General features: G+C 69.0%; 23 protein-coding genes. 10 read left to right on the forward strand and 13 right to left on the reverse strand.

Annotated elements, in window-relative coordinates; all coding sequences use genetic code 11:
* Positions 1 to 94: 94 nt before the first annotated feature.
* From ACEN9J_RS14695 to ACEN9J_RS14715, 5 genes are read left to right on the forward strand one after another with little or no spacing between them, the layout of a single operon-like run.
* Positions 95 to 961 (forward strand): branched-chain amino acid ABC transporter permease, encoded by an 867-nt coding sequence (locus tag ACEN9J_RS14695; RefSeq protein ID WP_057594607.1) that lies wholly within the window; start codon positions 95 to 97, stop codon positions 959 to 961.
* A complete protein-coding gene (locus tag ACEN9J_RS14700; RefSeq protein ID WP_057594606.1) occupies positions 961 to 1,962 on the forward strand; it encodes a branched-chain amino acid ABC transporter permease in 1,002 nt (333 codons plus the stop codon). Before ACEN9J_RS14695 ends, ACEN9J_RS14700 begins: the two co-directional genes overlap by 1 nt.
* Positions 1,955 to 2,719 carry an ABC transporter ATP-binding protein gene (locus ACEN9J_RS14705; protein ID WP_093353660.1) on the forward strand — a complete coding sequence of 255 codons (765 nt, stop codon included), beginning with the start codon at positions 1,955 to 1,957 and terminating at the stop codon, positions 2,717 to 2,719. The genes ACEN9J_RS14700 and ACEN9J_RS14705 overlap by 8 nt, the downstream gene beginning before the upstream one ends.
* Complete coding sequence (locus tag ACEN9J_RS14710) at positions 2,706 to 3,413, forward strand: ABC transporter ATP-binding protein (protein WP_057594604.1); 708 nt, start codon at positions 2,706 to 2,708, stop codon at positions 3,411 to 3,413. Before ACEN9J_RS14705 ends, ACEN9J_RS14710 begins: the two co-directional genes overlap by 14 nt.
* A 56-nt stretch (positions 3,414 to 3,469) precedes the next feature.
* The gene (locus ACEN9J_RS14715) at positions 3,470 to 4,660 is read left to right on the forward strand and encodes an ABC transporter substrate-binding protein (protein ID WP_413764439.1); all 1,191 of its coding nucleotides are present in this window, start codon (positions 3,470 to 3,472) and stop codon (positions 4,658 to 4,660) included.
* Here the strand turns inward: ACEN9J_RS14715 and ACEN9J_RS14720 are convergent.
* Positions 4,641 to 5,549 carry a LysR family transcriptional regulator gene (locus ACEN9J_RS14720; protein WP_413764440.1) on the reverse strand — a complete coding sequence of 303 codons (909 nt, stop codon included), beginning with the start codon at positions 5,547 to 5,549 and terminating at the stop codon, positions 4,641 to 4,643. The genes ACEN9J_RS14715 and ACEN9J_RS14720 overlap by 20 nt on opposite strands.
* A gap of 86 nt (positions 5,550 to 5,635) precedes the next feature.
* On the opposite strand from ACEN9J_RS14720, the gene ACEN9J_RS14725 reads away from it, so the two are divergent.
* Positions 5,636 to 5,884: a DUF3297 family protein gene (locus ACEN9J_RS14725; protein WP_057594601.1), complete on the forward strand. Its 249-nt coding sequence runs from the start codon at positions 5,636 to 5,638 to the stop codon at positions 5,882 to 5,884.
* Between the two features lie 15 nt (positions 5,885 to 5,899).
* On the opposite strand, the gene ACEN9J_RS14730 is transcribed toward ACEN9J_RS14725, so the two are convergent.
* The 10 genes from ACEN9J_RS14730 to ACEN9J_RS14775 form a co-directional block, all read right to left on the reverse strand.
* The gene (locus ACEN9J_RS14730; RefSeq protein ID WP_413764441.1) at positions 5,900 to 6,817 is read right to left on the reverse strand and encodes a dihydrodipicolinate synthase family protein; all 918 of its coding nucleotides are present in this window, start codon (positions 6,815 to 6,817) and stop codon (positions 5,900 to 5,902) included.
* A gap of 172 nt (positions 6,818 to 6,989) precedes the next feature.
* Positions 6,990 to 8,729 (reverse strand): IlvD/Edd family dehydratase, encoded by a 1,740-nt coding sequence (locus ACEN9J_RS14735; protein ID WP_413764442.1) that lies wholly within the window; start codon positions 8,727 to 8,729, stop codon positions 6,990 to 6,992.
* 11 nt (positions 8,730 to 8,740) lie between these two features.
* Complete coding sequence (gene yjfF, locus ACEN9J_RS14740; RefSeq protein WP_261216626.1) at positions 8,741 to 9,766, reverse strand: galactofuranose ABC transporter, permease protein YjfF; 1,026 nt, start codon at positions 9,764 to 9,766, stop codon at positions 8,741 to 8,743.
* A complete protein-coding gene (locus ACEN9J_RS14745; protein WP_413764443.1) occupies positions 9,763 to 10,809 on the reverse strand; it encodes an ABC transporter permease in 1,047 nt (348 codons plus the stop codon). The genes yjfF and ACEN9J_RS14745 overlap by 4 nt, the downstream gene beginning before the upstream one ends.
* A 298-nt stretch (positions 10,810 to 11,107) precedes the next feature.
* Positions 11,108 to 12,637, reverse strand: coding sequence for a sugar ABC transporter ATP-binding protein (locus ACEN9J_RS14750; RefSeq protein WP_413764444.1), 1,530 nt, complete (start codon positions 12,635 to 12,637; stop codon positions 11,108 to 11,110).
* A gap of 4 nt (positions 12,638 to 12,641) precedes the next feature.
* Complete coding sequence (mmsB, locus tag ACEN9J_RS14755; protein ID WP_413764445.1) at positions 12,642 to 13,850, reverse strand: multiple monosaccharide ABC transporter permease; 1,209 nt, start codon at positions 13,848 to 13,850, stop codon at positions 12,642 to 12,644.
* Positions 13,837 to 15,363, reverse strand: a complete 1,527-nt coding sequence (gene mmsA, locus ACEN9J_RS14760; protein ID WP_413764568.1) for a multiple monosaccharide ABC transporter ATP-binding protein — start codon at positions 15,361 to 15,363, stop codon at positions 13,837 to 13,839. Before mmsA ends, mmsB begins: the two co-directional genes overlap by 14 nt.
* 38 nt (positions 15,364 to 15,401) lie before the next feature.
* Positions 15,402 to 16,472 (reverse strand): multiple monosaccharide ABC transporter substrate-binding protein, encoded by a 1,071-nt coding sequence (gene chvE, locus ACEN9J_RS14765; RefSeq protein WP_057594594.1) that lies wholly within the window; start codon positions 16,470 to 16,472, stop codon positions 15,402 to 15,404.
* Between the two features lie 8 nt (positions 16,473 to 16,480).
* Positions 16,481 to 17,446 (reverse strand): ABC transporter substrate-binding protein, encoded by a 966-nt coding sequence (locus tag ACEN9J_RS14770; protein ID WP_413764446.1) that lies wholly within the window; start codon positions 17,444 to 17,446, stop codon positions 16,481 to 16,483.
* A 64-nt stretch (positions 17,447 to 17,510) separates the two neighbouring features.
* A complete protein-coding gene (locus ACEN9J_RS14775; protein ID WP_413764447.1) occupies positions 17,511 to 18,977 on the reverse strand; it encodes an aldehyde dehydrogenase family protein in 1,467 nt (488 codons plus the stop codon).
* Between the two features lie 145 nt (positions 18,978 to 19,122).
* Between ACEN9J_RS14775 and ACEN9J_RS14780 the strand changes: the two genes are divergently transcribed.
* Positions 19,123 to 20,082 carry a LysR family transcriptional regulator gene (locus ACEN9J_RS14780; RefSeq protein WP_057594591.1) on the forward strand — a complete coding sequence of 320 codons (960 nt, stop codon included), beginning with the start codon at positions 19,123 to 19,125 and terminating at the stop codon, positions 20,080 to 20,082.
* A 140-nt stretch (positions 20,083 to 20,222) separates the two neighbouring features.
* Here ACEN9J_RS14780 and ACEN9J_RS14785 read toward each other — a convergent pair whose 3' ends face one another.
* Positions 20,223 to 20,999, reverse strand: a complete 777-nt coding sequence (locus tag ACEN9J_RS14785) for an SDR family NAD(P)-dependent oxidoreductase (RefSeq protein WP_057594590.1) — start codon at positions 20,997 to 20,999, stop codon at positions 20,223 to 20,225.
* A gap of 147 nt (positions 21,000 to 21,146) precedes the next feature.
* On the opposite strand from ACEN9J_RS14785, the gene ACEN9J_RS14790 reads away from it, so the two are divergent.
* The 3 genes from ACEN9J_RS14790 (at position 21,147) to ACEN9J_RS14800 (ending at position 23,898) form a co-directional block, all read left to right on the forward strand.
* On the forward strand, positions 21,147 to 22,085 hold the full coding sequence (locus ACEN9J_RS14790; RefSeq protein WP_413764448.1) for an SMP-30/gluconolactonase/LRE family protein: 939 nt from the start codon (positions 21,147 to 21,149) through the stop codon (positions 22,083 to 22,085).
* Between the two features lie 88 nt (positions 22,086 to 22,173).
* Positions 22,174 to 23,142: a helix-turn-helix domain-containing protein gene (locus ACEN9J_RS14795; protein WP_413764450.1), complete on the forward strand. Its 969-nt coding sequence runs from the start codon at positions 22,174 to 22,176 to the stop codon at positions 23,140 to 23,142.
* Positions 23,143 to 23,211: 69 nt separating this feature from the next.
* Positions 23,212 to 23,898: a Crp/Fnr family transcriptional regulator gene (locus ACEN9J_RS14800; protein WP_413764451.1), complete on the forward strand. Its 687-nt coding sequence runs from the start codon at positions 23,212 to 23,214 to the stop codon at positions 23,896 to 23,898.
* Between the two features lie 139 nt (positions 23,899 to 24,037).
* On the opposite strand, the gene ACEN9J_RS14805 is transcribed toward ACEN9J_RS14800, so the two are convergent.
* Positions 24,038 to 25,108, reverse strand: coding sequence for an aldose epimerase family protein (locus ACEN9J_RS14805; protein ID WP_413764452.1), 1,071 nt, complete (start codon positions 25,106 to 25,108; stop codon positions 24,038 to 24,040).
* Positions 25,109 to 25,214 lie beyond the last annotated feature (106 nt).

The following is a 25,214-nucleotide window of genomic DNA, read 5'->3' on the forward strand; positions in this document are numbered from 1 at the left end:
CCGCGCTTCCACAATCCCCCGCTGGACCCCGGCGACACCGACCTCCAGAGCCGGTGCGCGGGTGAATGCCTTGACGGCAACTGCGAGGATCGACGTGGAACTGTTCTTTCAGCAACTGCTCAACGGCCTGACCGTGGGCGGTGTCTACAGCCTGGTGGCCCTGGGCCTCACGCTGGTCTACGGCATCCTGCACGTGCCGAACTTCGCGCACGGCGCCTTCTACATGGCCGGGGCCTTCGCGGGCTACTACCTGATGGCCCGGCTGGGCCTCAACTACTGGCTCGCGATGGCCGGCGCGGCGGTGGTGGTCGCGGTGATCGCGATGCTGGCCGAGCGGCTGGTGTTCCATCCGCTGCGCAACGCGCCCGAGCTGCACGACATGATCGCCGCCATCGGCATCCTGCTGTTCATCGAGGCCGGCGCGCAGGCCATCTTCGGCGCCGACTTCCACCGCATGCCCACGCCCTACGGCCAGATCGTCGAGGTGTTCGGGCTCACGGCGCCGCTGCAGCGCCTCCTGATCATCGCGGGCGCTTTCGGGCTGATGGTGCTGCTGCACCTGTTCCTCAACCACACGGTGCTGGGCTCGACCATCATCGCGATGGCGCAGAACCGTGACGGCGCGGCGCTGGTGGGCATCGACGCCACGCGCGTCACGCTGCTGGTGTTCGCGATCTCGGGCGCGCTGGCGGCGGTGGCCGCGGTGCTCTATGCGCCGATCAACCTGGTCTACCCGAGCATGGGCAACCTGGTGATCACCAAGGCCTTCGTGATCATCATCCTCGGCGGCATGGGCAGCTTCCCGGGCGCCATCGTCGGGGGCTTGATCATCGGCATGGCCGAGAGCTTCGGCGGCTTCTACTTCTCGACCGACTACAAGGACATCATCGCCTTCGTGCTGCTGGTGGTGATCCTGTCGCTGCGCCCGCAGGGCCTGTTCACGCCGAAGGGAGCGCGCTGATGGGATCGCTGCTGCAAGGCAAGGCCGGCTGGGCCGTGCTCGCGCTGATCGCGCTGGCCTTTCCGCTGTTCGCGCCCAACAACTACCTGATCTCGGTGGCGACGCAGGCCTTCATCATGGCCATCGCCGCGCTGGGCCTGAACCTGATCACCGGCTACACGGGCCAGTTCAACCTCGCGCACGGCGCCTTCATGGCCGTGGGCGCCTACACGGTGGGCATCCTCACGGTCGACCACCAGGTGCCGTTCTGGATCGCCTTCGCGCTCGCGGGCGTGGTCACGGGCGTGCTGGGCTTTTTCATCGGCATCCTGTCGCTGCGCCTGAAGGGCCACTACTTCTCGATCTTCACGCTGTGCGTGAGCTACATCATGTTCCTCCTGATCGAGAAGTGGGAGAGCCTCACGCACGGTCCGGTGGGCATCATGGGCATCCCCTCGCCCACGGGCATCGGGCCGCTGCAGTTCGGCACGCCGCTGTCGCAGTACTACCTGGTGCTGGCCTTCCTCGCGCTGGGCATCTGGGTCATGGCGCGCATCGTGCGCTCGCTGCTGGGCCGCAGCTTCATGGCGGTGCGCAACAGCGACGAGCTGGCCGAGGCGCTGGGCACCGACCTGATGCGCACCAAGACGCTGTCCTTCGTGCTGTCGGTGATCTACGCCGGCTTCGCGGGCGCGCTCTACGCGGGCCAGGTGCGCTTCCTCGGCCCCGACCTCGCGAGCGAGGCCGTGACCTTCGACCTCGTGATGTTCGTGCTGGTGGGCGGCATCGGCACGCTGCTCGGGCCGCTGGTGGGCACCTTCCTGGTCACCGGCCTCACGCAGAGCCTGCAGTTCCTGCAGGACTACCGCATGGTGGTGTTCGGCCCGGTGCTGATCGCGCTGATCATCTTCCTGCCCGACGGCATCGTCGGCACCTGGCTCAAGCGCCGCGCGCGCAAGGCGGACGCGCGGCGGGCCGCGGCCTCCGCCGCCACCGTGCAGGAGGTGCGGCGCCATGCTTGAGATCGAGGGCCTCACCAAGCAGTTCTTCGGCCTGACCGCGGTCGACAGCGTGAGCACGCGCTTCGAGCGCGGCCAGATCAGCGCCATCATCGGCCCCAACGGCGCCGGCAAGACCACCTTCTTCAACCTGGTGGCGGGCACGCACAAGCCGAGCGCGGGACGCATCGCCTTCGAGGGCCGCGACGTCACCGGCATGCGCCCCGACCACGTAGCGCGGCTGGGCATCGCGCGCACCTTCCAGACCACGCACCTGTTCGACAACGCCACCGTGCTCGACAACCTGATCGTGGGCCACCGGCTGCGCACCCACTCGGGCCTGTGGGACGTGCTGATCGGCAGCCGCCGCCTGCGCGAGGAAGAGAAGCTGTGCCGCGACAAGGCGCAGGAGGCGCTGGACTTCGTGGGCCTCTCGCACATCGCCAACCGCATCGCGGCCGACATCACGCAGGAGGAGCGCAAGCGCGTGGCCTTCGCGCTCGCGCTGGCGACCGACCCGCAGCTGCTGCTGCTCGACGAACCCGCGGGCGGCGTGAACCCCGAGGAGACCGTGGGCCTGGCGGCGCTGATCCGCAAGCTGGTGGCGCACGGCAAGACCGTGTGCCTGATCGAGCACAAGATGGACATGATCATGCAGCTGGCCGACAAGATCGTCGTGCTCAACAACGGCGCCAAGATCGCCGAGGGCACGCCCGCCGAGATCCGCCGCGATCCGCAGGTGATCGAGGCCTACCTGGGGACCGACCATGCTGCGGTTTGAGGGCGTCGACCTCCACTACGGGAGCTTCCGCGCGCTCAGCGGCGTGAGCCTGCATGCCGACCCGGGCGAGCTGGTGGTGCTGCTGGGCGCCAACGGCGCCGGCAAGACCTCGATCTTCATGGCCGCCAGCGGCATCCGCCGCCCGAGCGCGGGCCGCATCCGCCTGGGCGACGGCGACATCACGGGCCAGCGCCCGGCGCAGATCGTGGCCTCGGGCCTGGTGCACTGCCCCGAGGGCCGCAAGCTGTTCCCGATGATGACGGTGCGCAAGAACCTCACGCTGGGCGCCTACGTGCACCGCGGCGACAAGGCCGGCATCCAGCGCTCGCTCGACGAGGTGTTCTCGCTGTTCCCGATCCTCGCGGCCAAGCAGAACGATCCCGCGGGGTCGCTGTCGGGCGGCCAGCAGCAGATGGTGGCGATCGGCCGCGCGATGCTCGGGCGGCCCAGGGTTCTGCTGCTCGACGAGCCCTCGCTGGGCCTGGCGCCACTGATCGTGAAGCAGGTGTTCGAGGTGATCCAGCGCATCAACCAGCAGGGCACCACGGTGCTGCTGGCCGAGCAGAACGCCTACTCGGCGCTGGCCATCGCGCACCGCGCCTACGTCATCGAGCGCGGCCGCATCGCGCTCGAGGGCGATCGCGAATCGCTGCTGCACAACGAGGCGGTGCGCGCCGCCTACATCGGCGCCTGAGCCGCGCGCCGGTCCCCCGCTTTTTTCCTCGCCCCCCAACTACAGGAGACAACGCCATGACATCCACCACGCCCCTTCGCACCCGCCGCCGCCTTGCCGCGCTGCCCGTGGCCGCCGCGCTGGCCGCCGCCTTCGGAGCCGGCACCGCCTTCGCGCAGGACACGGTGAAGATCGGCTTCACGGGCCCGCTGAGCGGCGGCGCCGCGCTCTACGGCAAGAACGTGGTCAACGGCATGGAGATGGCGATCAAGGAGGTGAATGCCGCGGGCCTCGAGGTCGGCGGCAAGAAGTACAAGTTCGAACTGGTCGCGCTCGACGACAAGTACTCGCCGGCCGATGCCGCCATCAACGCGCGCCGGCTGGTGCAGCAGCACCAGTCGCCGGCGGTGTTCGTGCCGCACTCGGGCGGCATCTACGCGATGCAGGCCTTCAACGAGCAGGAGAAGTTCATCGTGATGGCGTACTCGAGCACGCCGAAGATCACCGAGACCGGCAACAAGCTCACCATCCGCATCCCGCCGACCTTCAACTCCTACATCGAGCCCTTCACGCGCTACGAGATGAAGAAGTTCGGCAAGCGCGTCGGCATGCTGCCGGGCGACCACGAGTACGCGAAGAACTGGAGCCAGCTGTTCGGCCCGGCCTGGGAGAAGGCCGGCGGCACCATCGCCTCGAACAACCCCATGTCCTACAACCGCTCGGCCGACTTCTACAGCGGCGTGAGCCGCGTGCTGGCCGAGAAGCCCGACGTGCTGTTCGTCGGCGGCCCCTCGGAGCCCACCGCGCTGGTGGCCAAGCAGGCGCGCGAGCTCGGCTTCAAGGGCGGCTTCCTGGTGATGGACCAGGCCAAGTTCGACGAGATGGCCAAGGTCACGGGCGGCCTCGGCGCGCTCGAGGGCTCGATCGGCGTGCTGCCGGTGGCCTACGACGAGCGCGTGGGCCCGAAGAGCTTCGCCGAGGCCTACCGCAAGGCCTACGGCGCCGACAAGGACGCGACCACCGAGTCTTCCTACAACTACACGCTGGTGCACGCGCTGGCCGGCGCGATGAAGCTCGCGGGCACCACCAGCGACGCGGCGGCGATCCGCGCCAAGCTCGGCGATGCGCTCAAGGCGCTGCCCGAGAAGATCAATGCCGGCAGCTTCAAGGGCGTGGACAGCGTGGGCGGCACCATCGTCGACCCGCTGGTGGCCACGGTGGAAGGCGGCAAGATCAAGCCGGTGAACCTCAGCGACCTGATGAAGTGACGGGCGCGACGCTGCGCGCCAGCAGGTGGTCCACCAGCCGGCGCTGCGGAAAGCCCAGCGTCTCCTGCCGCGTGCAGATGTACATGCGGCGCGAGGCCCAGGCGTCGGTGAGATTCAGGAAGCGCAGCCCCATCTCCTTGCGGTAGGTGGCGGCCGCGCCCTCGGGCAGGATGCCCACGCCCATGCCGGCCTCGATCATCCGGCACACAGCCTCGAAGCTCTTGACCTGCACGCGCAGTCGCAGCACCTTGCGCGCCATCGCGGCCGCGTCCTCGATGGTGCGCGCGATCGCGGAGTCGCTCTCGAGGCCGACGAAGTCGAAGTCGAGCAGCTGCTCGAACGAGACCTCGCGGCCGCGGTGCGGATGCCGCCGGTGCACCACGGCCACCAGCCGGTCCATGCGGTAGGGGATGAAGTTGAGGCTGGCATCCGAGGTCTCGCCGGTGATCACGCCGACGTCGGCCTGGCGCTCGCGGATCGCCTGCACGATCCACACGCTGCGGTGCTCCTCCACGTCGACGCGGATCTCGGGATAGCCGCGCCGGAAACTCGCCACGTCGTCGGGCAGGAACTGCCCCATCGCCGAGGCATTGGCCTGCAGCCGCACGCGGCCGGTGGCGCCCTGCGCGTAGTCGGACAGGTCGGCGCGCATGCGGTCGACGTCGCGCAGGATCAGCCGCGCATGCACCGCGAGCGATTCGCCCGCGCCCGTCACGGTCACGCCGCGCGAGCTGCGCTGGAACAGGGTCACGCCGAACTGGCTCTCGAGCATCGCGATGCGGCGGCTCGCGGCCGACAGCACCATGTGGCTCTCGGCGGCGGCCTTCGAGAGGCTGCCGCATTCGACGGCGCGCAGGAACAGCGCAAGGGAATCCAGGTCGGGTCTCATGGGGGCGGGGGTCGGTCGGCCACTATCATTGCACGCCGCCGCGCGCCCACTGCCGCGGCCGACCCCTTCGACCGACAATCCTTGCCATGACCGACGCCACCGAACGCCCGCCCCTGCCCGACCGCCTCTCGACCGACGCGCGCAGCCCCTTCCACCTGCCCACGGCCTTCGAGCACGAGATCGGCATCCGCTTCAACGGCAAGGAACGCCTCGACGTCGAGGAGTACTGCATCAGCGAAGGCTGGATCAAGGTGCCGGCCGGCAAGACGGTGGACCGCAAGGGCCATCCGCTGCTGCTCAAGCTCAAGGGCACGGTCGAGGTCTACTACCGCTGACGCGGCAGTCGTTCTTCAGCGCCCCCAGCGCAACACCAGCGGATCGAGCCGCCGCGCGGTCTCGATCAGTCCCGCGCGCGTGTCGGGATGCAGCGCCGGCAGCGGATGCCGCGGCGCCTCGCAGGCGATGACGCCGCCCTCCTTCATCAGCGCCTTGCAGGCCAGCAGGCCGGCCTGGCGGTTCTCGTAGTTGATCAGCGGCAGCCACTGCTGGTAGCGCGCGAAGGCCTCCTCGCGCCGGCCCTCGCGGTGCGCCACCAGGATCGGGCGCAGGCCGTCGGGATAGCCGCCGCCGGTCATCGAGCCGGTGGCGCCGGCATCGAGGTCGGGCATCAGCGTGATCGCCTCCTCGCCGTCCCACGGGCCCTCGACCGCGTCGCCGCCCAGGCGGATCAGCTCGCGCAGCTTGGCGGCCGCGCCCGCGGTCTCGATCTTGAAATAGGCCAGGTGCTCGATCTCGCGCGCCATGCGCGCGAGGAACGGCGCCGACAGCACGGTGCCGCTGGCCGGCGCGTCCTGCACCATGATCGGAATGCCCACGGCGTCCGACAGCCGCGCATAGAACGCGAAGATCTGGTCCTCGGGCACGCGGAAGGTGGCGCCGTGATATGGCGGCATCACCATCAGCATCGCGGCGCCCATGTCCTGCGCGCGCCGGCTGCGCTCGGCGCACACCTTCGTGCTGTAGTGGGTGGTGGTCACGATCACCGGCACGCGGCCCTTCACGTGCTCCAGCACGGTGCGCGTGAGCACCTCGCGCTCCTCGTCCGACAGCACGAACTGCTCGGAGAAGTTGGCCAGGATGCACAGGCCGTCGGAGCCGGCGTCGATCATGAAGTCGACGCAGCGCTTCTGGCTCTCGAGGTCGAGCGCGCCCTGCGCGTCGAAGGTGGTGGGCACCACCGGGAAGATGCCGCGGTATCGGGGGGTCATGGTGTTTGGCGGATGTGGGTTATCGAGAAAGCGGGATCGGACAGCCGAACGCAGAAGTCGCGAAGGTTGCGCAGAAGTCGAAGAAGGAACTCCAAGATTTTTCTTCTCCCTTCTGCGACCTCTGCGTAGTTTTTGTCTTCCTTCTGCGTTCGGCTGTCCGCTCCCGAATTCATCAGTGCGAATGGCGCGGCACAGCAGCGCCACGGCAGCCGACCAGGAAATCGAAGTCGCAGCCCTCGTCGGCCTGCAGCACGTGGTTCACGTAGAGCTTCTGGTAGCCGCCGCCGCGCGTGTTCATGGGCTGCGCGTCGGAGGGCCCGAGCGCGGCCAGCCGCGCGGCCAGTTCCTCGTCGCCGATGTCCAGGTGCAGCCGGCCGGCATCGCAGTCGAGCTCGATCCAGTCGCCGTCGCGCACCGCCGCCAGCGGGCCGCCGTCGGCCGCCTCGGGCGCGACGTGCAGCACCACGGTGCCGTACGCGGTGCCGCTCATGCGCGCGTCGGAGATGCGCACCATGTCCTTGATGCCCTGGCGCAGCAGCTTGGGCGGCAGGCCCATGTTGCCGACCTCGGCCATGCCGGGGTAGCCCTTGGGGCCGCAGTTCTTCAGCACGAGGACGGAGCTGGCGTCGACCTCGAGCGACTCGTCGACGATGCGTTCCTTGTAGTGCTCGAGGTTCTCGAACACCACCGCGCGGCCGCGATGCTTGAGCAGCTCCGGCGTGGCCGCCGAGGGCTTGAGCACGGCACCGCGCGGCGCGAGGTTGCCGCGCAGGATGCGGATGCCGCCGTCGGCGATCAGCGGCTTGTCGATCGGGCGGATCACCTCGTCGTCGAGGCTGGGCGCGTCGCGCACGTTGTCCCACAGCGAGCGGCCGTTGACGGTGAGCGCGCCCGGGTGCGGCAGCAGGCCGTTCTCGCCGAGGCGGCGCAGCACCGCGGGCAGGCCGCCCGCGTAGTAGAACTCCTCCATCAGGAAGCGGCCCGAGGGCATCAGGTCGACGATGGTCGGCGTGTGGCTGCCGATGCGGGTCCAGTCCTCGAGCTCGAGTTCGACGCCGATGCGCCCCGCGATCGCCTTCAGGTGGATCACGGCATTGGTCGAGCCGCCGATGGCGGCATTGACGCGGATGGCGTTCTCGAAGGCCTCGCGCGTGAGCACCTTCGAGAGCGTCAGGCCCTCCTTCGCCATCTCGACCGCGCGCATGCCCGACATCTGCGCCAGCACGTAGCGCCGCGCGTCGACCGCGGGAATGGCCGCGTTGTGCGGCAGCGAGGTGCCGAGCGCCTCGGCCATGCAGGCCATGGTGGAGGCCGTGCCCATGGTGTTGCAGGTGCCGGCCGAGCGCGACATGCCGCCTTCGGCCGAGAGGAACTGGTGCAGGTCGATCTCGCCGGCCTTGAGCGACTCGTGCAGTTGCCACACGGCCGTGCCCGAGCCGATGTTGCGGCCGTCGAGCTTGCCGTTGAGCATCGGCCCGCCCGTGACCACGATGGCCGGGATGTCGCAGCTCGCCGCGCCCATCAGCAGCGCGGGCGTGGTCTTGTCGCAGCCGGTCAGCAGCACCACGGCATCGACCGGGTTGCCGCGGATGGCTTCCTCGACGTCCATGCTCGCGAGGTTGCGCGTGAGCATGGCGGTGGGCCGCAGGTTCGATTCGCCGTTGGAGAACACCGGAAACTCGACCGGGAAGCCGCCGGCCTCCGAGATGCCGCGCTTGACGTGCTCGGCGATCTTGCGGAAGTGGGCGTTGCAGGGCGTGAGTTCCGACCAGGTGTTGCAGATGCCGACGATCGGCCGGCCATCGAACTCGTGGTCGGGGATGCCCTGGTTCTTCATCCAGCTGCGGTACATGAAGCCGTTCTTGTCGGCCGTGCCGAACCATTCGGCGGAGCGCAATTTCTTGGGGGTCATGGGGAGGTCGATCAGCGGCGCGGGGCGCGCGAGGTGAAGAAGCGTTGCAGCAGGCAGAACACGAACAGCAGCGCGCCGACGACGATGCGCGTCCACCACGAGCTCAGCGTGCCGTCGAAGGAGATCAGGGTCTGGATGATCCCGAGCATCAGCACGCCGAACAGCGTGCCGGCGACATAGCCCACGCCGCCGGTGAGCAGGGTGCCGCCGATGACCACCGCCGCGATGGCGTCGAGCTCGAGGCCCACGGCATGCAGGCCGTAGCCCGAGAGCATGTAGAAGGTGAAGATGACGCCGGCCAGCGCCGAGCAGAAGCCCGAGAGGGTGTAGACGCCGATCAGCGTGCGACGCACCGGCAGGCCCATCAGCATGGCCGAATGCTCGCTGCCGCCGATGGCGTAGACGGCGCGGCCGAAGGGCGTGCAGTGGGCGACGAAGACCGCGGCCAGCAGCACGCCGACGGCGATCGCCGCGCTCAGCGAGATCGAGGCCTCGCCCCAGATCGGAATGCGGATCTGCGAGACCTCGGTGTAGAACTCGTTGGTGATGCTGATCGAGTCGATGCTGATCAGGTAGCACAGGCCGCGCGCGAGGAACATGCCGGCCAGCGTGACGATGAAGGGCTGCAGCCGGTAGCGCTCGATCAGCAGGCCCATGAAGGCGCCGAAGGCGGTGCCCATGGCGAGCACGAGCGGGATCACGACCGCCGGGCTCCAGCCGTGTTTCTCGACCAGCGCGGCCGACACCATGGTGGTGAGCGCGATCACCGAGCCCACCGAAAGATCGATGCCGCCCGAGAGGATCACGAAGGTCATGCCGACGGCGACGACGATCAGGAAGGCGTTGTCGATCAGCAGGTTGAGGAAGACCTGGGCCGAGAAGAAGCCGTCGTAGAACACCGAGCCCAGCGTGGCGACGAGCACGAACAGGGAGATGGTCGCGGCCAGCGGCAGGTACTTGGGATTGAGCCCGCTGCGCTCCTTCCCCCCTGTACGCACGGCGGAGGACTGTGGTGCCGCCTCGATCACCGCGCTCATGCCTTGGCTCCGTCATGCGCCGGCCGCTGCACCAGCGTCCGGATCTCCGACCTGAACTCGGGCGACTGCAGCAGCATCACCGCGAACACCACGCCGGCCTTCACCACGAGGTTGATCTCGGGCGGCACGCCGAGCGAATAGATCGCATAGGTCAGGGTCTGGATGATGAGCGCGCCGATCACGCTGCCCACGAGGCTGAAGCGCCCGCCGGTCAGCGCGGTGCCGCCGAGGGTCACGGCGAGGATCGCGTCGAGCTCGATCAGCTGGCCGGCGTTGTTGCCGTCCGCGCTCTTGACGTTGGAGCTGATCAGCAGGCCCGCCACGCCCGCGCAGGCACCGCAGAAGGCATAGGCCCCGACGATCAGCCGCCGCGCCTGCACGCCCGCCACGCGCGCGGCCGTCGGATTGATGCCCACGGCCTGGATGAACAGGCCCAGCGCGGTGCGGGTGATGGCGAGATACAGCAGCACGAACACGGTGGCCACGATGAACAGCGAGAACGGCAGGCCCAGCAGGTAGCCGCTGCCGAGGAAGAAGAAGGGCTTGTAGTAGATGGTGATGATCTGGCCGTCGGCGATGAGCTGGGCGATGCCGCGCCCGGCCACCATGAGGATCAGCGTGGCGATGATCGGCTGCATGCCGACCTTGGCGACCAGCAGGCCGTTCCACAGGCCGCACAGCAACGCGATGCCGATGGCCGCCACGATGGCCAGGCTCATGGGAAAGCGGCTCACGTCGCTGGCCACCGAGCCGCCGATCATCCAGGCCGCGAGAGCCGCCGCGATGGCCACGACGGCGCCGACCGAGATGTCGATGCCGCGGGTGGCGATGACCAGGGTCATGCCCAGCGACACCAGCACCAGGGGGGCGGCGCGGTTGAGGATGTCGATGAGGCTGCCGTAGAGATGGCCCTCTCTCCATTCGAGGTGGAGGAAGCTGGGGTTGAAGGCTGTGTTGACGGCCAGCAGGAGGAACAGCGTGACCAGGGGCCAGGTCAGGCGGTGGTGCATGGCCTTGTGCACTCGGCTTTTTGTTGCTGTCATTGGTAGGGTCTCTGCTTGAGGGCTGGGGCGCGTGCACAGGACAGCGGGTACTTCCCTCCGCGAATGTCCCCCGCCCTTCGGGCTCCTCCTTGATTTCGCTGCGGGAAGCACCCACTGCCCTGTGCACGAGAGGCGCTGCGGTGGTGCCGGCGGTTCAACAACCGCTGCGTCCAGGCGCGCGTCGATGGGGTACTCCCCGCAGCGAAATAAAGGAGGAGCCGAAGGCGGGGGACATTCGCGGAGGGGAGTACCCCATCGGCGCGCGCCCGTCCCGAACGAACAAAGCAAGACAAGCGCTTCATGCCGCAGCAATCATGTCGTACACCTCGTCCTCGGTGGCCCCGCCCGGCAACTCCCCCACCTTCTTCCGGTCACGCAGGACCACGATGCGATGCGCGACCCGCACCACCTCGCTCATCTCGGAAGAAATAAAGATCACCGCCATCCCCGCGCGCGCGAGCCGCAGGATCTCTTCCATGATCTCCTGCTTGGCCGCCACGTCGATGCCGCGCGTGGGCTCGTCGAGGATCAGGATGCGCGGCTCGGTCGCGAGCCAGCGCGCGATCATGGCCTTCTGCTGGTTGCCGCCCGACAGCAATCCGATGGGGGTCTCGACACTTGCCGTTTTGATGCCCAGCGAGGCCACGAAGCGCTCGGCCATCGCCGTCTGTTCGGCATGCGAGAGGAACTTGCGCGTGCCCAGGCGCGCCTGCAGCGCGAGCGCGATGTTCTCGCGCACCGAGAGTTCGGCCACGATGCCGTCGGTCTTGCGTTCCTCGGGGCACAGCGCCAGACCCTCGCGGATCGCATCGGCCGGGTTCGAGAAGCTCAGCGTGCGGCCCTCGATCTTCAACACCCCGCGGTCGGGCGTCTCGAGCCCGAACAGCAGCCGCGCCAGTTCCGTGCGGCCCGCGCCCAGCAGGCCCGCGATGCCGACCACCTCGCCGGCACGCACGCGCAGGTCGGTCGGCTGCAGCTGGCCGGCCTGTGCCAGCCCCTCGATCTGCAGCAGCGCGGGGGCCGCCTCGTCGAAGACCGGCAATGCCGCGGGGCGCGCCGACTGCGCCGCCAGCTCGCGCCCGAGCATCGCCGCGATCAGCGCCTGCGGTCCGAGGTCCGCCGCCTTCCATTCGCCCACCCAGTGGCCGTTGCGCAGCACCGTGATGCGATCGGACACCGCGTACATCTGGTTGAGGAAGTGCGTCACGAAGACGATCGCCATGCCCTCCGCGCGCAGCCGCCGCAGCACCTCGAACAGCTTCTCGACCTCGTCGTCGTCCAGGCTCGAGGTGGGCTCGTCGAGGATCAGCACCTTCGACGACACGCCGAGCGCGCGCGCGATCGCCACCATCTGCTGCACCGCCACCGAATAGCTCGACAGCAAGCGCGTCACGTCGATCTCGAGCCCGATGCGCGCGAGCAGTTCCTCCGCGCGGCGGTTCACCGCGCGCCAGTCGATGCGAAAGCCCTGCAGCGCGCCACGGCGCGGATAGCGACCCGCGAACACGTTCTCGGCCACCGACAGGTTCGGGCACAGGTTCACTTCCTGGTAGACCGTGCTGATGCCGAGCTTCTGCGCATCGAGCGGCGAGGCCGGATGGATCGCCTGCCCGTCGAGGAACATCTCGCCGCCGCTCGAGGGCAGCACGCCCGTCAGCACCTTGATCAGCGTCGACTTGCCCGCGCCGTTCTGCCCCATCAGCGCATGCACCTCGCCCGGGTACAGCTTGAGCTGCACGTCGTCGAGCACGGCGATGCCGCCGAACTGCTTGCGGATGCCGCGCAGCGCGAGCACGGGCAGGGGCGCGGAGGTCGCGGAGTCGGCCATGGCGCTACTTGTTCTTGTTGTAGACATCGATGAACACCGCCGCCAGCAGCACCAGCCCCTTGATCACCTGCTGGTAGTCGATGCCGATGCCGAGGATCGACATGCCGTTGTTCATCACGCCCATGATGAAGGCGCCGATCACCGCACCCATCACCTTGCCCACGCCGCCCGAGGCCGAGGCGCCGCCGATGAAGCAGGCCGCGATCACGTCGAGCTCGAAGCCCAGGCCGGCCTTGGGCGTGGCGGTGTTGAGCCGGGCCGCGAATACCAGGCCCGCGAGCGCCGCCAGCGCGCCCATGTTCACGAAGGTCAGGAAGGCCAGGCGCTGCGTCTTCACGCCCGACAGCCGCGCCGCCTTCTCGTTGCCGCCCAGCGCATAGATGCGCCGGCCGATGGTGGTGCGGTTGGTGACGAAGTCGTAGGCCACGATCAGTACCGCCATCACGATCAGCACGTTGGGCAGGCCCTTGTAGGTGGCCAGCAGGTAGCTGAAGAACAGGATGATGGCCGCGAAGAACAGGTTCTTCGCCAGGAAGAAGGCATAGGGCTCCTGCGCCATGCCGTGCGCCGCGAGCTTCGCACGGCCGCGCAGCTTGAAGAACACCAATGCCGCGGCCGCCAGCGCGCCCACGACCAGCGAGGTGGTGCGCAGCGCCGCGCCGCCGATCGGGTCGGGGATGAAGCCCGAGCTCAGGCGCTGGAAGGCCTCGGGGAACGGCCCCACCGACTGGCCCGCGAGCAGCGCCAGCGTGAGCCCCTTGAACACCAGCATGCCCGCGAGCGTGACGATGAACGAGGGGATCTTGCGGAAGGCCACGAACCAGCCCTGCGCCGCGCCGATGAGCGCACCCGCGAGGATGCTCACGATCGCGGTCGGCACGAAATGCCATTCGTACTCCACCATCAGCACCGCCGCCAGCGCACCGATGAAGCCGCAGACCGAACCCACCGACAGGTCGATGTGGCCGGCCACGATCACCAGCAGCATGCCCAGCGCCATGATCACCACGTAGCTGTTCTGCAGCAGCAGGTTCGTGAGGTTCAGCGGCCGCAGCAGGGTGCCGTCGGTCAGCACCTGGAACAGCACCATGATCGCGACCAGCGAGATCAGCATGCCGTATTCGCGCAGGTTGTTCTTGAGGAAGCCCGCGTGCAGGCCCCGGGGCTCGGCGGCCACGGCGGCGGTCACCGCCTGCGCTTCAGGCCGCGACATGGACCGTGCTCCCCGCGCGCACGATGGCGTGCATGATGCGTTCCTGTGTGGCCTCGGCGGCCGTGAATTCGGCGACGAAGCGCCCCTCGTTCATCACGTGGATGCGGTCGCACATGCCGAGCAGCTCCGGCAGTTCGGAAGAGATCATGAGAATGCCTTTGCCCTCGCGTGCGAGCCGATCGATGATGGTGTAGATCTCGTACTTGGCGCCCACGTCGATGCCGCGCGTGGGCTCGTCGAGGATCAGCAGCTCGGGCTTCGTGAACAGCCACTTGCTCAGCACCACCTTCTGCTGGTTGCCGCCCGAGAGGTTGACCACCGGTTGCTCGATGCCCGCGCAGCGGATGTTGAGCGCCTTGCGGTACTCGTTCGCCACCTGGAACTCGCGGCCCGGGTCGATCACCAGGCCGTCGGCCACCGCGCCGAGGTTCGCGAGGCTCACGTTCTTGCGGATCTCCTCCTCGAGCACCAGGCCCAGGCCCTTGCGGTCCTCGGTCACGTAGGCGATGCCGTGGTCGATGGCCTTGCGCACCGTGCTCACGTCCACCGTCTTGCCGTGCATCAGCACCTCGCCGCTGATGCGCTGGCCGTAGGAGCGGCCGAACACGCTCATCGCGAGCTCGGTGCGGCCCGCGCCCATCAGGCCCGCGATGCCGACGATCTCGCCCTGGCGCACGCGCAGGCCCACGCCGTGGATCTGCTCGCGGTCGGCATGCTGCGCATGGTGCACGCGCCAGTCGCGCAGCTCGAACACCGTCTCGCCGATCCTCGGCTCGCGCGGCGGATAGCGGTGCGCCATGTCGCGCCCCACCATGCCGCGCACGATGCGGTCCTCGCTGATCGGCTGGGCGCGGCAGTCCATGGTCTCGACCGTCGCGCCGTCGCGCAGCACGGTGATCGCATCGGCCACCTTGGCGATCTCGTTGAGCTTGTGCGAGATCAGGATCGAGGCGATGCCCTGGCGCTTGAGCTCGAGCAGCAGGCGCAGCAGCGCGTCGCTGTCGGTCTCGTTGAGGCTCGCGGTGGGCTCGTCGAGGATCAGCAGGCGCACCTCCTTCGCGAGCGCCTTGGCGATCTCCACCAGCTGCTGCTTGCCCACGCCGAGGTCGGTCACCAGCGTGGTCGGCGCTTCCTTCAGGCCGACCTTGGCGAGCAGCTCGCGCGTCCTCGCATAGGCCGCGAACCAGTCGATCACGCCGCCGCGCGCGATCTCGTTGCCGAGGAAGATGTTCTCGGCGATCGACAGCAGCGGCACCAGCGCGAGCTCCTGGTGGATGATGATGATGCCGAGCTTCTCGCTGTCGGCGATACCCCTGAAGCGGCGCGGCTCGCCCTCGAACAGGATCTCGCCGTCGTACGAGTCGCAGGGATAGACGCCGCTGAGCACCTTCATCAGCGTGGACTTGCCGGCACCGTTCTCGCCCACCACCGCGTGGATCTCGCCCGCGCGCACCGCGAGGTTGACGTTGCACAGCGCCTTCACGCCCGGGAAGGTCTTGGTGATCCCGCGCATCTCGAGGATCGTGCCGCCGCCGTGCGCGTCGCGCTCGTTCACTTGACCTGGCTTTCCTTGTAGTAGCCGCTGTCGACCAGCACCTGCTTCCAGTTGCTGCCGTCGACGCTGACCGGCTTGAGCAGGTACGAGGGCACGACCTTCACGCCGTTGTTGTAGGTCTTGGTGTCGTTGACCTCGGGCGTCTTGCCCGAGAGCATGGCGTCGACCATCGCCACCGTGACCTTGGCGAGCTCGCGCGTGTCCTTGAACACGGTCGAGCTCTGCTCCTTGCGCAGGATCGACTTCACCGAGGGAATCTCGGCGTCCTGCCCCGACACCACCGGCATCGGCTGCGAGCCCGAGCCGTAGCCCACGCCCTTGAGCGACGACAGGATGCCGATCGACAGCCCGTCGTAGGGCGAGAGCACCGCGTCGACGCGCTCCTTGGTGTAGAAGGCCGACAGCAGGTTGTCCATGCGCGCCTGCGCCACCGCGCCGTCCCAGCGCAGGGTTCCGACCTTGTCCATGCCCGTCTGCTTGCTGCGCACCACCAGCTTGCCGCTCTTGATGTAGGGGTCGAGCACCGACATCGCGCCGTTGTAGAAGAAGAAGGCGTTGTTGTCGTCGGGCGATCCGCCGAACAGCTCGATGTTGAACGGTCCCTTGCCGGCCTTGAGGTCGAGCGCCTTCTCGATCGACTGCGCCTGCAGCACGCCGACCTGGAAGTTGTCGAAGGTGGCGTAGTAGTCGACGTTCTTCGAGCCCTTGATGAGCCGGTCGTAGGCGATCACCTTCACGCCCTTGTCGGCAGCCTTCTGCAGCACGTCGGACAGCGTGGTGCCATCGATGGCCGCGATCACCAGCACCTTCGAGCCCTTGGTCACCATGTTCTCGACCTGCGCGAGCTGGTTCGGGATGTCGTCGTCGGCGTACTGCAGGTCGGTCTTGTAGCCCTTCTCCTTGAAGTACTTGACCATGTTGGCGCCATCGGCGATCCAGCGCGCCGAGGACTTGGTGGGCATCGAGATCGCGATCAGGCCCTTGTCCTGCGCCCGGGCCAGCGGCGCGATGCCGGCGGCGGCGAGCGCGAGGCCCGCCACGGCCGCCTTGAGGAAGTTGCGCTTCATGGTCGTCCTCAGTACTTGCGATTCGGGAATTCCTTGGCGGCCACTTCCATCGGGAAGATGCCCTCCTCGGTCACGATGCGCTTGGGCAGCGTCTTGCCGGCCTTGATGTCCTTCACCGCCTGCATCAGCTGCGGGCCCAGCAGCGGGCTGCATTCGACCGAGACGTTGAGCTTGCCGGCGATCATGGCCTCGAAGGCGCCCTTCACGCCGTCGATGGAGATGATCACGATGTCCTTCGCGGGCTTGAGGCCGGCCTCCTCGATGGCCTGGATCGCGCCGATCGCCATGTCGTCGTTGTGCGCGTAGAGCACGTTGATCTTCTTGCCCTCGGCCTTGAGGAAGGCTTCCATCACCTCCTTGCCCTTGGCGCGCGTGAAGTCGCCGGTCTGCGAGCGCACGATCTTGAACTTCGGGTCGGCCTTGATGATTTCCTCGAAGCCCTTCTTGCGGTCGATGGCGGGCGCCGAGCCCACCGTGCCCTGCAGCTCGACGATGTTGATCTCGCCCTTCTGGTCCTTCATCTTCTCGACCAGCCAGCGGCCGGCCTTGCGGCCCTCCTCGACGAAGTCCGAGCCCATGAAGGTCACATAGAGCGTGTCGTCCTTGCTGTTGACGGAACGGTCGGTCAGCACCACCGGGATCTTCGCGGCCTTGGCCTCGCGCAGCACCGTGTCCCAGCCCGACTCGACCACGGGCGAGAAGGCGATCACGTCGACCTTCTGCGCGATGTACGAACGGATCGCCTTGATCTGGTTCTCCTGCTTCTGCTGCGCGTCGGAGAACTTGAGCTCGATGCCCGCCTCCTTGGCCGAGGCCTTGATCGACTCGGTGTTGGCGGTGCGCCATTCGCTTTCGGCGCCGACCTGCGCGAAGCCCAGCACGAGCTTCTTCTGCGCGAGGACGGAAGCCGGCAGCAGACCGCCGAGGGCGGCGGCGGCGAGCGCGGCGTTGAGGGTGCGGCGGTTCATGGTCATGGGTCGTCTCCTGTTGTGGATGGGGGGCTGCTTGTCGGAAACCTTAGGGGGACCTGGGTGCGGGTCAGGCCAGCATGTAGCCGGTCTTGACCTGCGTGTAGAACTCGGCGGCATGGCGTCCCTGCTCGCGCGGGCCGTAGCCCGAGCCCTTGCGGCCGCCGAAGGGCACGTGGAAGTCCACGCCCGCGGTCGGCAGGTTGACCATGGTCATGCCGACCTCGGCATGGCGCCTGAAATGCATCGCGTGCTTCAGCGAGTTGGTGCAGATGCCGGCGCACAGGCCGAAGGGCGTGTCGTTGCACAGCGCGAGCGCATGCTCGTAGTCGGTGGCGCGCAGCACGCAGGCCAGCGGGCCGAAGATCTCCTCGCGCGCGATGCGGTGGCCGGGCTCGGCCAGGAACAGCGCCGGGCTCATGTAGTGACCGGTGGTGGCGCGCTCCAGCGCTTCGCCGCCCCAGACATGCTCGGCGCCCTCGGCGCGCGCGATGTCGACCCAGGCGAGATGCCCCGCGAGCCGTTCGGCGTCGGCCACCGGGCCGATCTCCACGCCGCGCTCGAGCGCATGGCCCACGCGCAGCGCCTTGAGCCGCTCGCGCAGCCGCGCCACGAAGGCATCGTGCACCGAGGCCTCGACGATCAGCCGGCTCGAGGCCGTGCAGCGCTGGCCGGCCGAGAAGTAGGCGCCCTGCACCGCGCAGTCGACCGCGCGCTCGAGGTCGGCGTCGGCCAGCACCACCAGCGCGTTCTTGCCGCCCATCTCGAGCTGCACCCGGGCCCGGCGCGCGGTGGCGCCGCGCAGCACGCGCTCGCCGACGGCGGCCGAGCCGGTGAAGCTCAGCGCGTCGACGTGCGGGCTGTCGACCAGCGCCTGGCCGACCTCGCGGCCGCTGCCCATCACGAGGTTGAACACGCCCGCGGGCAGCGCGGCGCGGCTGATGATCTCGGCCAGCGCCCAGCCGCAGGCCGGCACCCGCTCGGCCGGCTTGAACACCACGCTGTTGCCGTGCGCGAGCGCGGGCGCGATCTTCCAGGCCGGCACCGCGAAAGGCGCGTTCCAGGGCGCGATCAGGCCGACCACGCCGAGCGGCTCGCGCGTGACGTCGACCTGCACGCCCGCGCGCGCCGAGGCGAGGCTCTCGCCGCCGCCGGCGCCCGCGCCGCCACGGAAGGCCTCGCCCGCGAAGAACTTGAACACCTGGCCCGCGCGCGCCACCTCGGCCACGGCCTCGGGCAGCACCTTGCCCTCCTCGCGCGCCAGCAGCAGGCCCAGCTCGTCCTTGCGCGCCAGCAGCTCGGCGCCGATGCGGTCGAGCACGTCGGCGCGGCGCTGCGGCGTGCTGTGGCTCCAGTGGGGGAAGGCGTCGGAGGCGGCGCGGATCGCCGCGTCGGTCTGGCGGCGGTCGGCCCGTGCGTACTCGGCCACCACTTCGCTGGTGTCCGAGGGATTGGTGCTCACACCGGTGGTCGCGCTGGTTTCCCAGCGGCCGTTGATGTACTGCCGCACGTTCTGATGGATCTCGCCGTGGAACACCGTGGCGCCGACCTTGTCTCTGTTGTTGTGGGGGGTGGGCGGCAGTCTAGGAATGAAACGGATATCGATCCAATCATTTTTTCGACAAAATGAATATCGATCGAGACATTCTGGAAAACCCGGCGAACCGAGGTTCTCAGCCTTCATGACGAACTACACCCATTGGTTTATCCGCGCGCGGCTCAAGACGCGCCAGCTGCTGCTGCTGGTGGCACTGGCCGAGGAAGGCAACATCCACCGCGCCGCGCAGGTGCTCAACATGACGCAGCCGGCGGCCTCCAAGCTGCTCAAGGACCTGGAGGACGTTCTCGAGGTGCCGCTGTTCGAGCGGCTGCCGCGCGGCATGCGGCCGACCTGGTACGGCGAGACCATGATCCGCCACGCGCGGGTGGCGCTCGCGAGCCTGAACCAGGCGCACGACGAGCTCACCGCGCTCAAGGCCGGCCGCTTCGGCCAGGTGAGCGTGGGCGCGATCACCGCGCCCGGCCTCACGCTGCTGCCGCCCGCGGTGGCGATGGTCAAGCGCGAGCAGCCCCAGCTGCGGATCTCGCTCGAGATCGAGACCAGCCCGGTGCTGATCGAGCGGCTCGAGCAGGGCAAGCTCGACATCCTGGTGGCGCGGCTGTTCGCCGAGCACGACAAGTCGCAGCTGCGCTACGAGGCGCTGACCGAGGAGCCGGTGTGCGCGCTGGTGCGCCCCGGCCATCCGCTGCTGGGCGTGAGCGGCCTCACGCTGCGCGACGTGGTCGGCGAGGGCTGGATCGTGCCGCCGGCCGGCAGCGTGCTGCGGCACCGCTTCGAGCTGATGTTCCAGGAGGAGGGGCTGCAGCCGCCGATCAACACCATCGAGAGCTCGGCGCTGCTGTTCATCACGCGCATGCTGCAGCAGAGCGACATGGTGGCGGTGCTGGCGACCGACGTGGCGCGCTACTACGCCGCGCACGGCATCGTGTCGCTGCTGCCGCTGGACATGCCCTGCCACATGGACGCCTTCGGCATCATCACGCGCACCGACCGGCTGCTGTCGCCGGCGGCCAAGGTGATGATGAAGGCGCTGAAGACGGCGAGCCTGGGCGTCTACGGGCGCAAGCTCGAGATCGACTGAATTCGGGGGCGGGCAGCCGGACGCGAAGAACGCGAAGGTTTCGCGAAGTACGCAAAAGAGACCTCAAAAAATTTGGTATTCCTTTCGCGCCCTTCGCGAAACCTTCGCGTCCTCTGCGTCCGGCTGTTCGGCTGTCTCTCTCAGGTCCACCCAGCATCCACGGTGAACTCCTGCGCCGTGCACATCCGCGCATCGTCCGAGGCCAGGAACAGCACCATGCGCGCGATGTCCTCGGGCATCAGCCTGTCGGGCAGGCACTGGTTGCGCTTCAGGGCCTGCTCGCCCTCGGCATCGAGCCACAGCGCGACCTGGCGCTCGGTCATCACCCAGCCGGGCGAGACGGTGTTGATGCGGATGCGGTCGCGGCCCAGTTCCACCGCGAGCCCGCGCGTGAGGCCGTTGACCGAGGACTTGGCGATCGCGTAGCAGGGGTAGCCCGAGCCCTTGGTCTGCCAGCCGGTGGAGCCGAGGTTGACGATCGAACCCGCGCCCAGGCGCTTCATGCCCGGCACCACCGACTGGATCGCGAACAGCGCGGGGCGCTCGTTGATCGCCATGCGGTTGTCGTAGTAGTCGGGCGTGACCGACTCGAGCGTGTGGCGGTCGTCGCTCGCGACGTTGTTGACCAGCACGGCGAAGTCGCCGAGTTCGGCCGCCGCATCGGCGATGGCGGCCTGCAGCGCGGCGATGTCGCGCACGTCGCAGGCACGCCACCAGGGCGCCACGTGGCCGGCCTGTGCGATGCGCTGCGCGAGTTCGGCGCTGGCGGCTTCGGCGATGTCGACGAAAGCCACCCTGGCGCCCTGCGCGGCGAAGGCCGACACGATGGCCGCGCCGATGCCGCTGCCGCCGCCCGTGACGAACACGGTGCGGCCCGAGAGGCTGGGGTGGATGGCAAGGAAGGAGGAAGCGGTCAAGGAGGTCTCCGGACGGGGTGGTCTTGATGCATTGCAAATTGAATATCAATGCATACCGTTATTTTTGATTTCAGTTATCAATATGCCTTGATACGATCCGCGGCGTCAAGAAGACCCGCCACGAGGCACCCAACCAAGAAGGCACGCATGACCGCCGCAGAGACAAGCCCCCTCCCCGCGCCGACGATCCTCGGCACGCCCGAATGCATCTGGGATGCCGGCGCCAACCTCGGCGAAGGCACGATGTGGTCGCCGCGCGAACAGGCGCTCTACTGGATCGACATCCTCACGCCGCGGCTGTTCCGCTTCCACCCCGCGAGCGGCGAGCGCCGGAGCTGGCGCTTCGCCGAGGAGATCACGGCCATCGCCGAGCGCGCCGCCGCCCCGGGCCTGGTGATCACGCAGCGCCGCGGCTTCGCCTTCTTCGATCCCGCGACGGCGCCCGAGGACGAGACCGCCTCGCCCGCCTACCTGCACCAGCCCGAGCCCGAGCGCGCGGGCAACCGCTTCAACGACGGCAAGTGCGACGCGCGCGGCCGCTTCTGGGGCGGCAGCATGGACTTCGACTGCAAGGCGCCCACCGGCGCGCTCTACCGCTTCGACGGCGACGGCCGCTGCGGCCGTCACGACGACGGCTTCGAGGTCACGAACGGCCCGACCTGGTCGGCCGACGGCCGCACCCTGTACTTCAACAACACGGTGCTCAACCATCTCTACGCCTACGACTTCGACATGGAGGCCGGCACGGTGTCGAACCGCCGCCTCTGGCACCGCTTCCCCGCCACCGACGGCCTGCCCGACGGCATGACCACCGACTCGGCCGGCCGGCTGTGGATCGCGCACTGGGACGGCGCCTGCGTGAGCTGCCACGATCCGGTGAGCGCGCGGGAACTCGCGCGCATCGCGCTGCCCGCGGGCAACGTCACCGACTGCGCCTTCGGCGGCCCCGACCTGCGCACGCTCTACATCTCGACCGCGCGCAACGGCCGCAGCGAGGCGCAGCTCGCCGCCGAGCCGCTGGCCGGCGGTTTGTTCGCGGTGCGCATCGACGGCCCTGGCGTAGCGGCGAACCTGTTCGCGGGCTGACCCGACCCCGTCGGCCCCACGGACACCGGGGATTGCCATGCCGGCGACGCGAAGTCGCCGGAGAATCCGTCGCTTCGCTCCGACGGCCATGCTGCATTTCTCGACCGACGACCTCCGCCCGCAGGACCGCTTCGACCATTGGTGCGAAGTGCGCGGCAAGCACCTGTTCGGCGTCACGATCGAGGTGCCGCGCGAACGGCGCACGGCCTTCGAAGGGCACTTCCTCTCCACGCCGGTCGGCGACGCAAGCGTCTGCGCCAGCGTCTCCGAGCTGCGCGCCTCCTCCTACCGCGTGAGCCGCACGCGCGCCGACATCGCGCGCGTCGCGGGCCAGAGCCTGTGCATCGGCCTGCAGGTGCGCGGCCCGGGCTGGGTCGGCAGCGGCCGCGGCGAACCCCTGCTGGTGCGCGAGGGCGACCTCGTGGTCCACCATGCCGACCTGCCGTTCGAGGCCACGCCGATCCGCGGCGACGGCTTCGACTTCCGCTCGCTGCGCATACCGCTCGCGCCCGGCATGCTGCTGGGCGCGCGCGCCGACGACCTGTTCGCGGCACCGCTCACGCGCACGGCCGCCTTCGCGCGACCGCTGCTGGCGCTGTTCCGCGCGCTGACGACGCGACCCGGTGAACTTGCCAACGCCGGGGCCGAGGTGGTGCATGCCGTGCGGCTGACGCTGCTGGCGCGCGGCCGCCTCGCGCCGGGCTTGCCCGAGAGCCGTGCCGCGCTGCGCGCGGGCCTGCTGCACGCGGCGCGCGAGATCCTGCAGCGCGACCTGCGGCTGCCCGAACTCTCGCCCTCGGGCGTGGCACGCGAACTGGGCATCTCGCTGCGCCAGGTGCACGTGCTGTTCGAGCCCACCGGCCATTCGTTCGCGCGCACGCTGACGGCGCTGCGGCTCGCCGACGCCTCGCGGCAGCTGGCGGCGGCACCGGAACGCTCGGTCACCGACATCGCCTACCGCAGCGGCTTCGACAGCCTCGCGACCTTCTACCGCGCCTTCCGCGCCGCCTATGCCATGACGCCGCGCGACGCGCGCGCACGGGCCGGCGGCCACTGATCGTTTCGCCGCGGGGCGCCTGCGCGCAATGAGAAGACGCGGCGGCCGCGCTCGCCAATCATCGCAGCCATGTACCTGCATCCCCTCACGGCCGGCCTTCCGATGGCGGAACGGGAATGGCTGACCCGCCACAGCGAGCTGCGCTACTTCCGGCGCAACGAGACCGTGCTCGAGGCCGGCGAAGACACCGACCGCGTCTACTGCGTGGCGAGCGGACTGCTGCGCGTGGTGCCGCGCGGCCGCGCGCCGGGCGCCGACTTCACGAGCGAGTTCATCCGCGCCGACGACTTCTTCCTCGATCTCGGGCTGCCGGAGGATCGCTACCGCTCGACGCAGGCGCTGGTCGCCGCATTGCCCTCGTCGGTGCACCTGGTGTCGGCGGCGGCGCTGCGCGAGCTGTGCGCGCGCCGGCCCGAGATCGCGCTGCGCCTGCTGGGCCTGGTCGCGAAGCGGCTGGCCCTGCTGCGCGGACGGCTGCGGCGCGTCTCCACGCTGTCCTCGGGCGCGCTGGTGGGCCACGTGCTGCACCAGCTCACGCAACTGGCGCCGGCGCATGCGGGCGGCTTCGACAAGCGCATCTCGCAATCGATGATCGCCTCGTACTCGGGGCTGTCGCGCGAGGTGGTCAACAAGACCATGCGCGCCATGGAACAGCGCGGCCTGCTGCGGCGCGATGCGCGCGCCGTGCACGTGCCCGAGGATTTCGCGCTGACGGATTTCGGCACGGTGCCCGACGACCGGCTGTCGGCGGCCTGACAAGGTGTGAATAAACCTACTGCGCGCCCCGATCTCGCACCTGCGGTCCTCACCGTACGTGAGTACGGCTGCGGTCCTCGGCGCGACCTCGGGGCGCTCGCTACGGTTTCTTCACACCTTGTGAGCCCGGCGCCGGGCTTCAGGCGATGCCGAAGCGGTGCTCGGTCACGCTGCGGAACACCTCGCCGGGCCGCAGCACCGTGGAGGGAAATTCCGGCCGGTTCGGCGAATCGGGGAAGTGCTGCGTCTCCAGGCACAGGCCGTCGCCCTGGCGAATCGCCGCGCCGCCGCTGCCCAGCAGGCTGCCGTCGAGGAAGTTGCCCGAATAGAACTGCACGCCGGGCTCGGTGGTGTGCACCTCCATCGTGCGGCCCGAGGCTTCGTGCACCAGCCGCGCGGCCAGCGCGAGGCCGTCGCGTTCCTGCGCGCGGTCGAGCACCCAGTTGTGGTCGTAGCCGCGCGCGGCGAGCATCTGCGCATGGCCGTCACGGATGCGCTCGCCGATGGGCATCGGCTGCCGGAAGTCGAAGGGCGTGCCCTCGACCTCGGCCAGCCCGGTCGGGATCAGCGAGGCATCGACCGGGCAGTAGCGGCTGGCCGGCAGCGTGAGCCGGTGCGCCATCGCGCTGCCCTCGCCCGCGAGGTTGAAGTAGTCGTGGTGGCTCAGGTTCAGCACGGTCGGCCGGTCGGTCTCGGCGCGGTAGCCGATGCGCCAGGTGTTGGCCGTGGTGCTCAGCTCGTAGCGCACCGCGAGCCGCAGCTCGCCCGGGTAGCCCTCGTCGCCATGCGCGCTGACATGGCGCAGCTCGATGCCGATGCGCCCGGGCTCGCCCGGCAGCGCGTAGATGCTCCAGAAGCGCCTGCCGAAGCCCTGCGCTCCGCCGTGCAGCGAGTTCTGCCCGTCGTTGAGCGCGAGCTGGTACGCCTGCCCGTCGAGCTCGAAGCGCCCGGCCGCGATGCGGTTGGCGAAGCGGCCGACGATGGTGCCCAGATGCGGATGCGGCCCGAGGTAGGCCGCGAGGTCGGGCAGGCCCAGCACCACGTTGGCGGCGCGGCCCTGGCGATCGGGCACCAGCAGCGCGGTGACGATGCCGCCGAGGTTGATCGCCTGCAGCCGCAGGCCGAGGCCGTTGTCGAGCGTGTACTCGATGACGGGCCGGCCATCGGGCATGCGGCCGTAGCTGCGCTGGGAGATCCTCGGTTCGCTCATTAAAGTACCTTCGTGCTTCGCACTGCGGTGCGAGCTTGCTTGGGGCGGCCCGGCGCGGCGCTCATGGACGTGCCTTCGCCTTGCGTTCGATGGGCGTGAATGTACG

The organism is Variovorax sp. Varisp41 (genome assembly GCF_047325085.1).
Taxonomy (GTDB): domain Bacteria; phylum Pseudomonadota; class Gammaproteobacteria; order Burkholderiales; family Burkholderiaceae_C; genus Variovorax.

Bases quoted from the DNA above. Each gene is read 5' to 3' on its own strand.
- ACEN9J_RS14800 (WP_413764451.1), top strand. From the start codon at position 23,212: ATGTACCTGCATCCCCTCACGGCCGGCCTTCCGATGGCGGAACGGGAA.
- ACEN9J_RS14770 (WP_413764446.1), bottom strand. From the start codon at position 17,446: ATGACCATGAACCGCCGCACCCTCAACGCCGCGCTCGCCGCCGCCGCC.
- mmsA (WP_413764568.1), bottom strand. From the start codon at position 15,363: ATGCGCGGGATCACCAAGACCTTCCCGGGCGTGAAGGCGCTGTGCAAC.
- ACEN9J_RS14805 (WP_413764452.1), bottom strand. From the start codon at position 25,108: ATGAGCGAACCGAGGATCTCCCAGCGCAGCTACGGCCGCATGCCCGAT.
- ACEN9J_RS14745 (WP_413764443.1), bottom strand. From the start codon at position 10,809: ATGACAGCAACAAAAAGCCGAGTGCACAAGGCCATGCACCACCGCCTG.
- ACEN9J_RS14780 (WP_057594591.1), top strand. From the start codon at position 19,123: ATGACGAACTACACCCATTGGTTTATCCGCGCGCGGCTCAAGACGCGC.
- mmsB (WP_413764445.1), bottom strand. From the start codon at position 13,850: ATGTCGCGGCCTGAAGCGCAGGCGGTGACCGCCGCCGTGGCCGCCGAG.
- ACEN9J_RS14750 (WP_413764444.1), bottom strand. From the start codon at position 12,637: ATGGCCGACTCCGCGACCTCCGCGCCCCTGCCCGTGCTCGCGCTGCGC.
- ACEN9J_RS14720 (WP_413764440.1), bottom strand. From the start codon at position 5,549: ATGAGACCCGACCTGGATTCCCTTGCGCTGTTCCTGCGCGCCGTCGAA.
- ACEN9J_RS14715 (WP_413764439.1), top strand. From the start codon at position 3,470: ATGACATCCACCACGCCCCTTCGCACCCGCCGCCGCCTTGCCGCGCTG.
- ACEN9J_RS14700 (WP_057594606.1), top strand. From the start codon at position 961: ATGGGATCGCTGCTGCAAGGCAAGGCCGGCTGGGCCGTGCTCGCGCTG.
- ACEN9J_RS14795 (WP_413764450.1), top strand. From the start codon at position 22,174: ATGCTGCATTTCTCGACCGACGACCTCCGCCCGCAGGACCGCTTCGAC.
- ACEN9J_RS14710 (WP_057594604.1), top strand. From the start codon at position 2,706: ATGCTGCGGTTTGAGGGCGTCGACCTCCACTACGGGAGCTTCCGCGCG.
- ACEN9J_RS14735 (WP_413764442.1), bottom strand. From the start codon at position 8,729: ATGACCCCCAAGAAATTGCGCTCCGCCGAATGGTTCGGCACGGCCGAC.
- ACEN9J_RS14705 (WP_093353660.1), top strand. From the start codon at position 1,955: ATGCTTGAGATCGAGGGCCTCACCAAGCAGTTCTTCGGCCTGACCGCG.
- chvE (WP_057594594.1), bottom strand. From the start codon at position 16,472: ATGAAGCGCAACTTCCTCAAGGCGGCCGTGGCGGGCCTCGCGCTCGCC.
- yjfF (WP_261216626.1), bottom strand. From the start codon at position 9,766: ATGAGCGCGGTGATCGAGGCGGCACCACAGTCCTCCGCCGTGCGTACA.
- ACEN9J_RS14730 (WP_413764441.1), bottom strand. From the start codon at position 6,817: ATGACCCCCCGATACCGCGGCATCTTCCCGGTGGTGCCCACCACCTTC.
- ACEN9J_RS14725 (WP_057594601.1), top strand. From the start codon at position 5,636: ATGACCGACGCCACCGAACGCCCGCCCCTGCCCGACCGCCTCTCGACC.
- ACEN9J_RS14790 (WP_413764448.1), top strand. From the start codon at position 21,147: ATGACCGCCGCAGAGACAAGCCCCCTCCCCGCGCCGACGATCCTCGGC.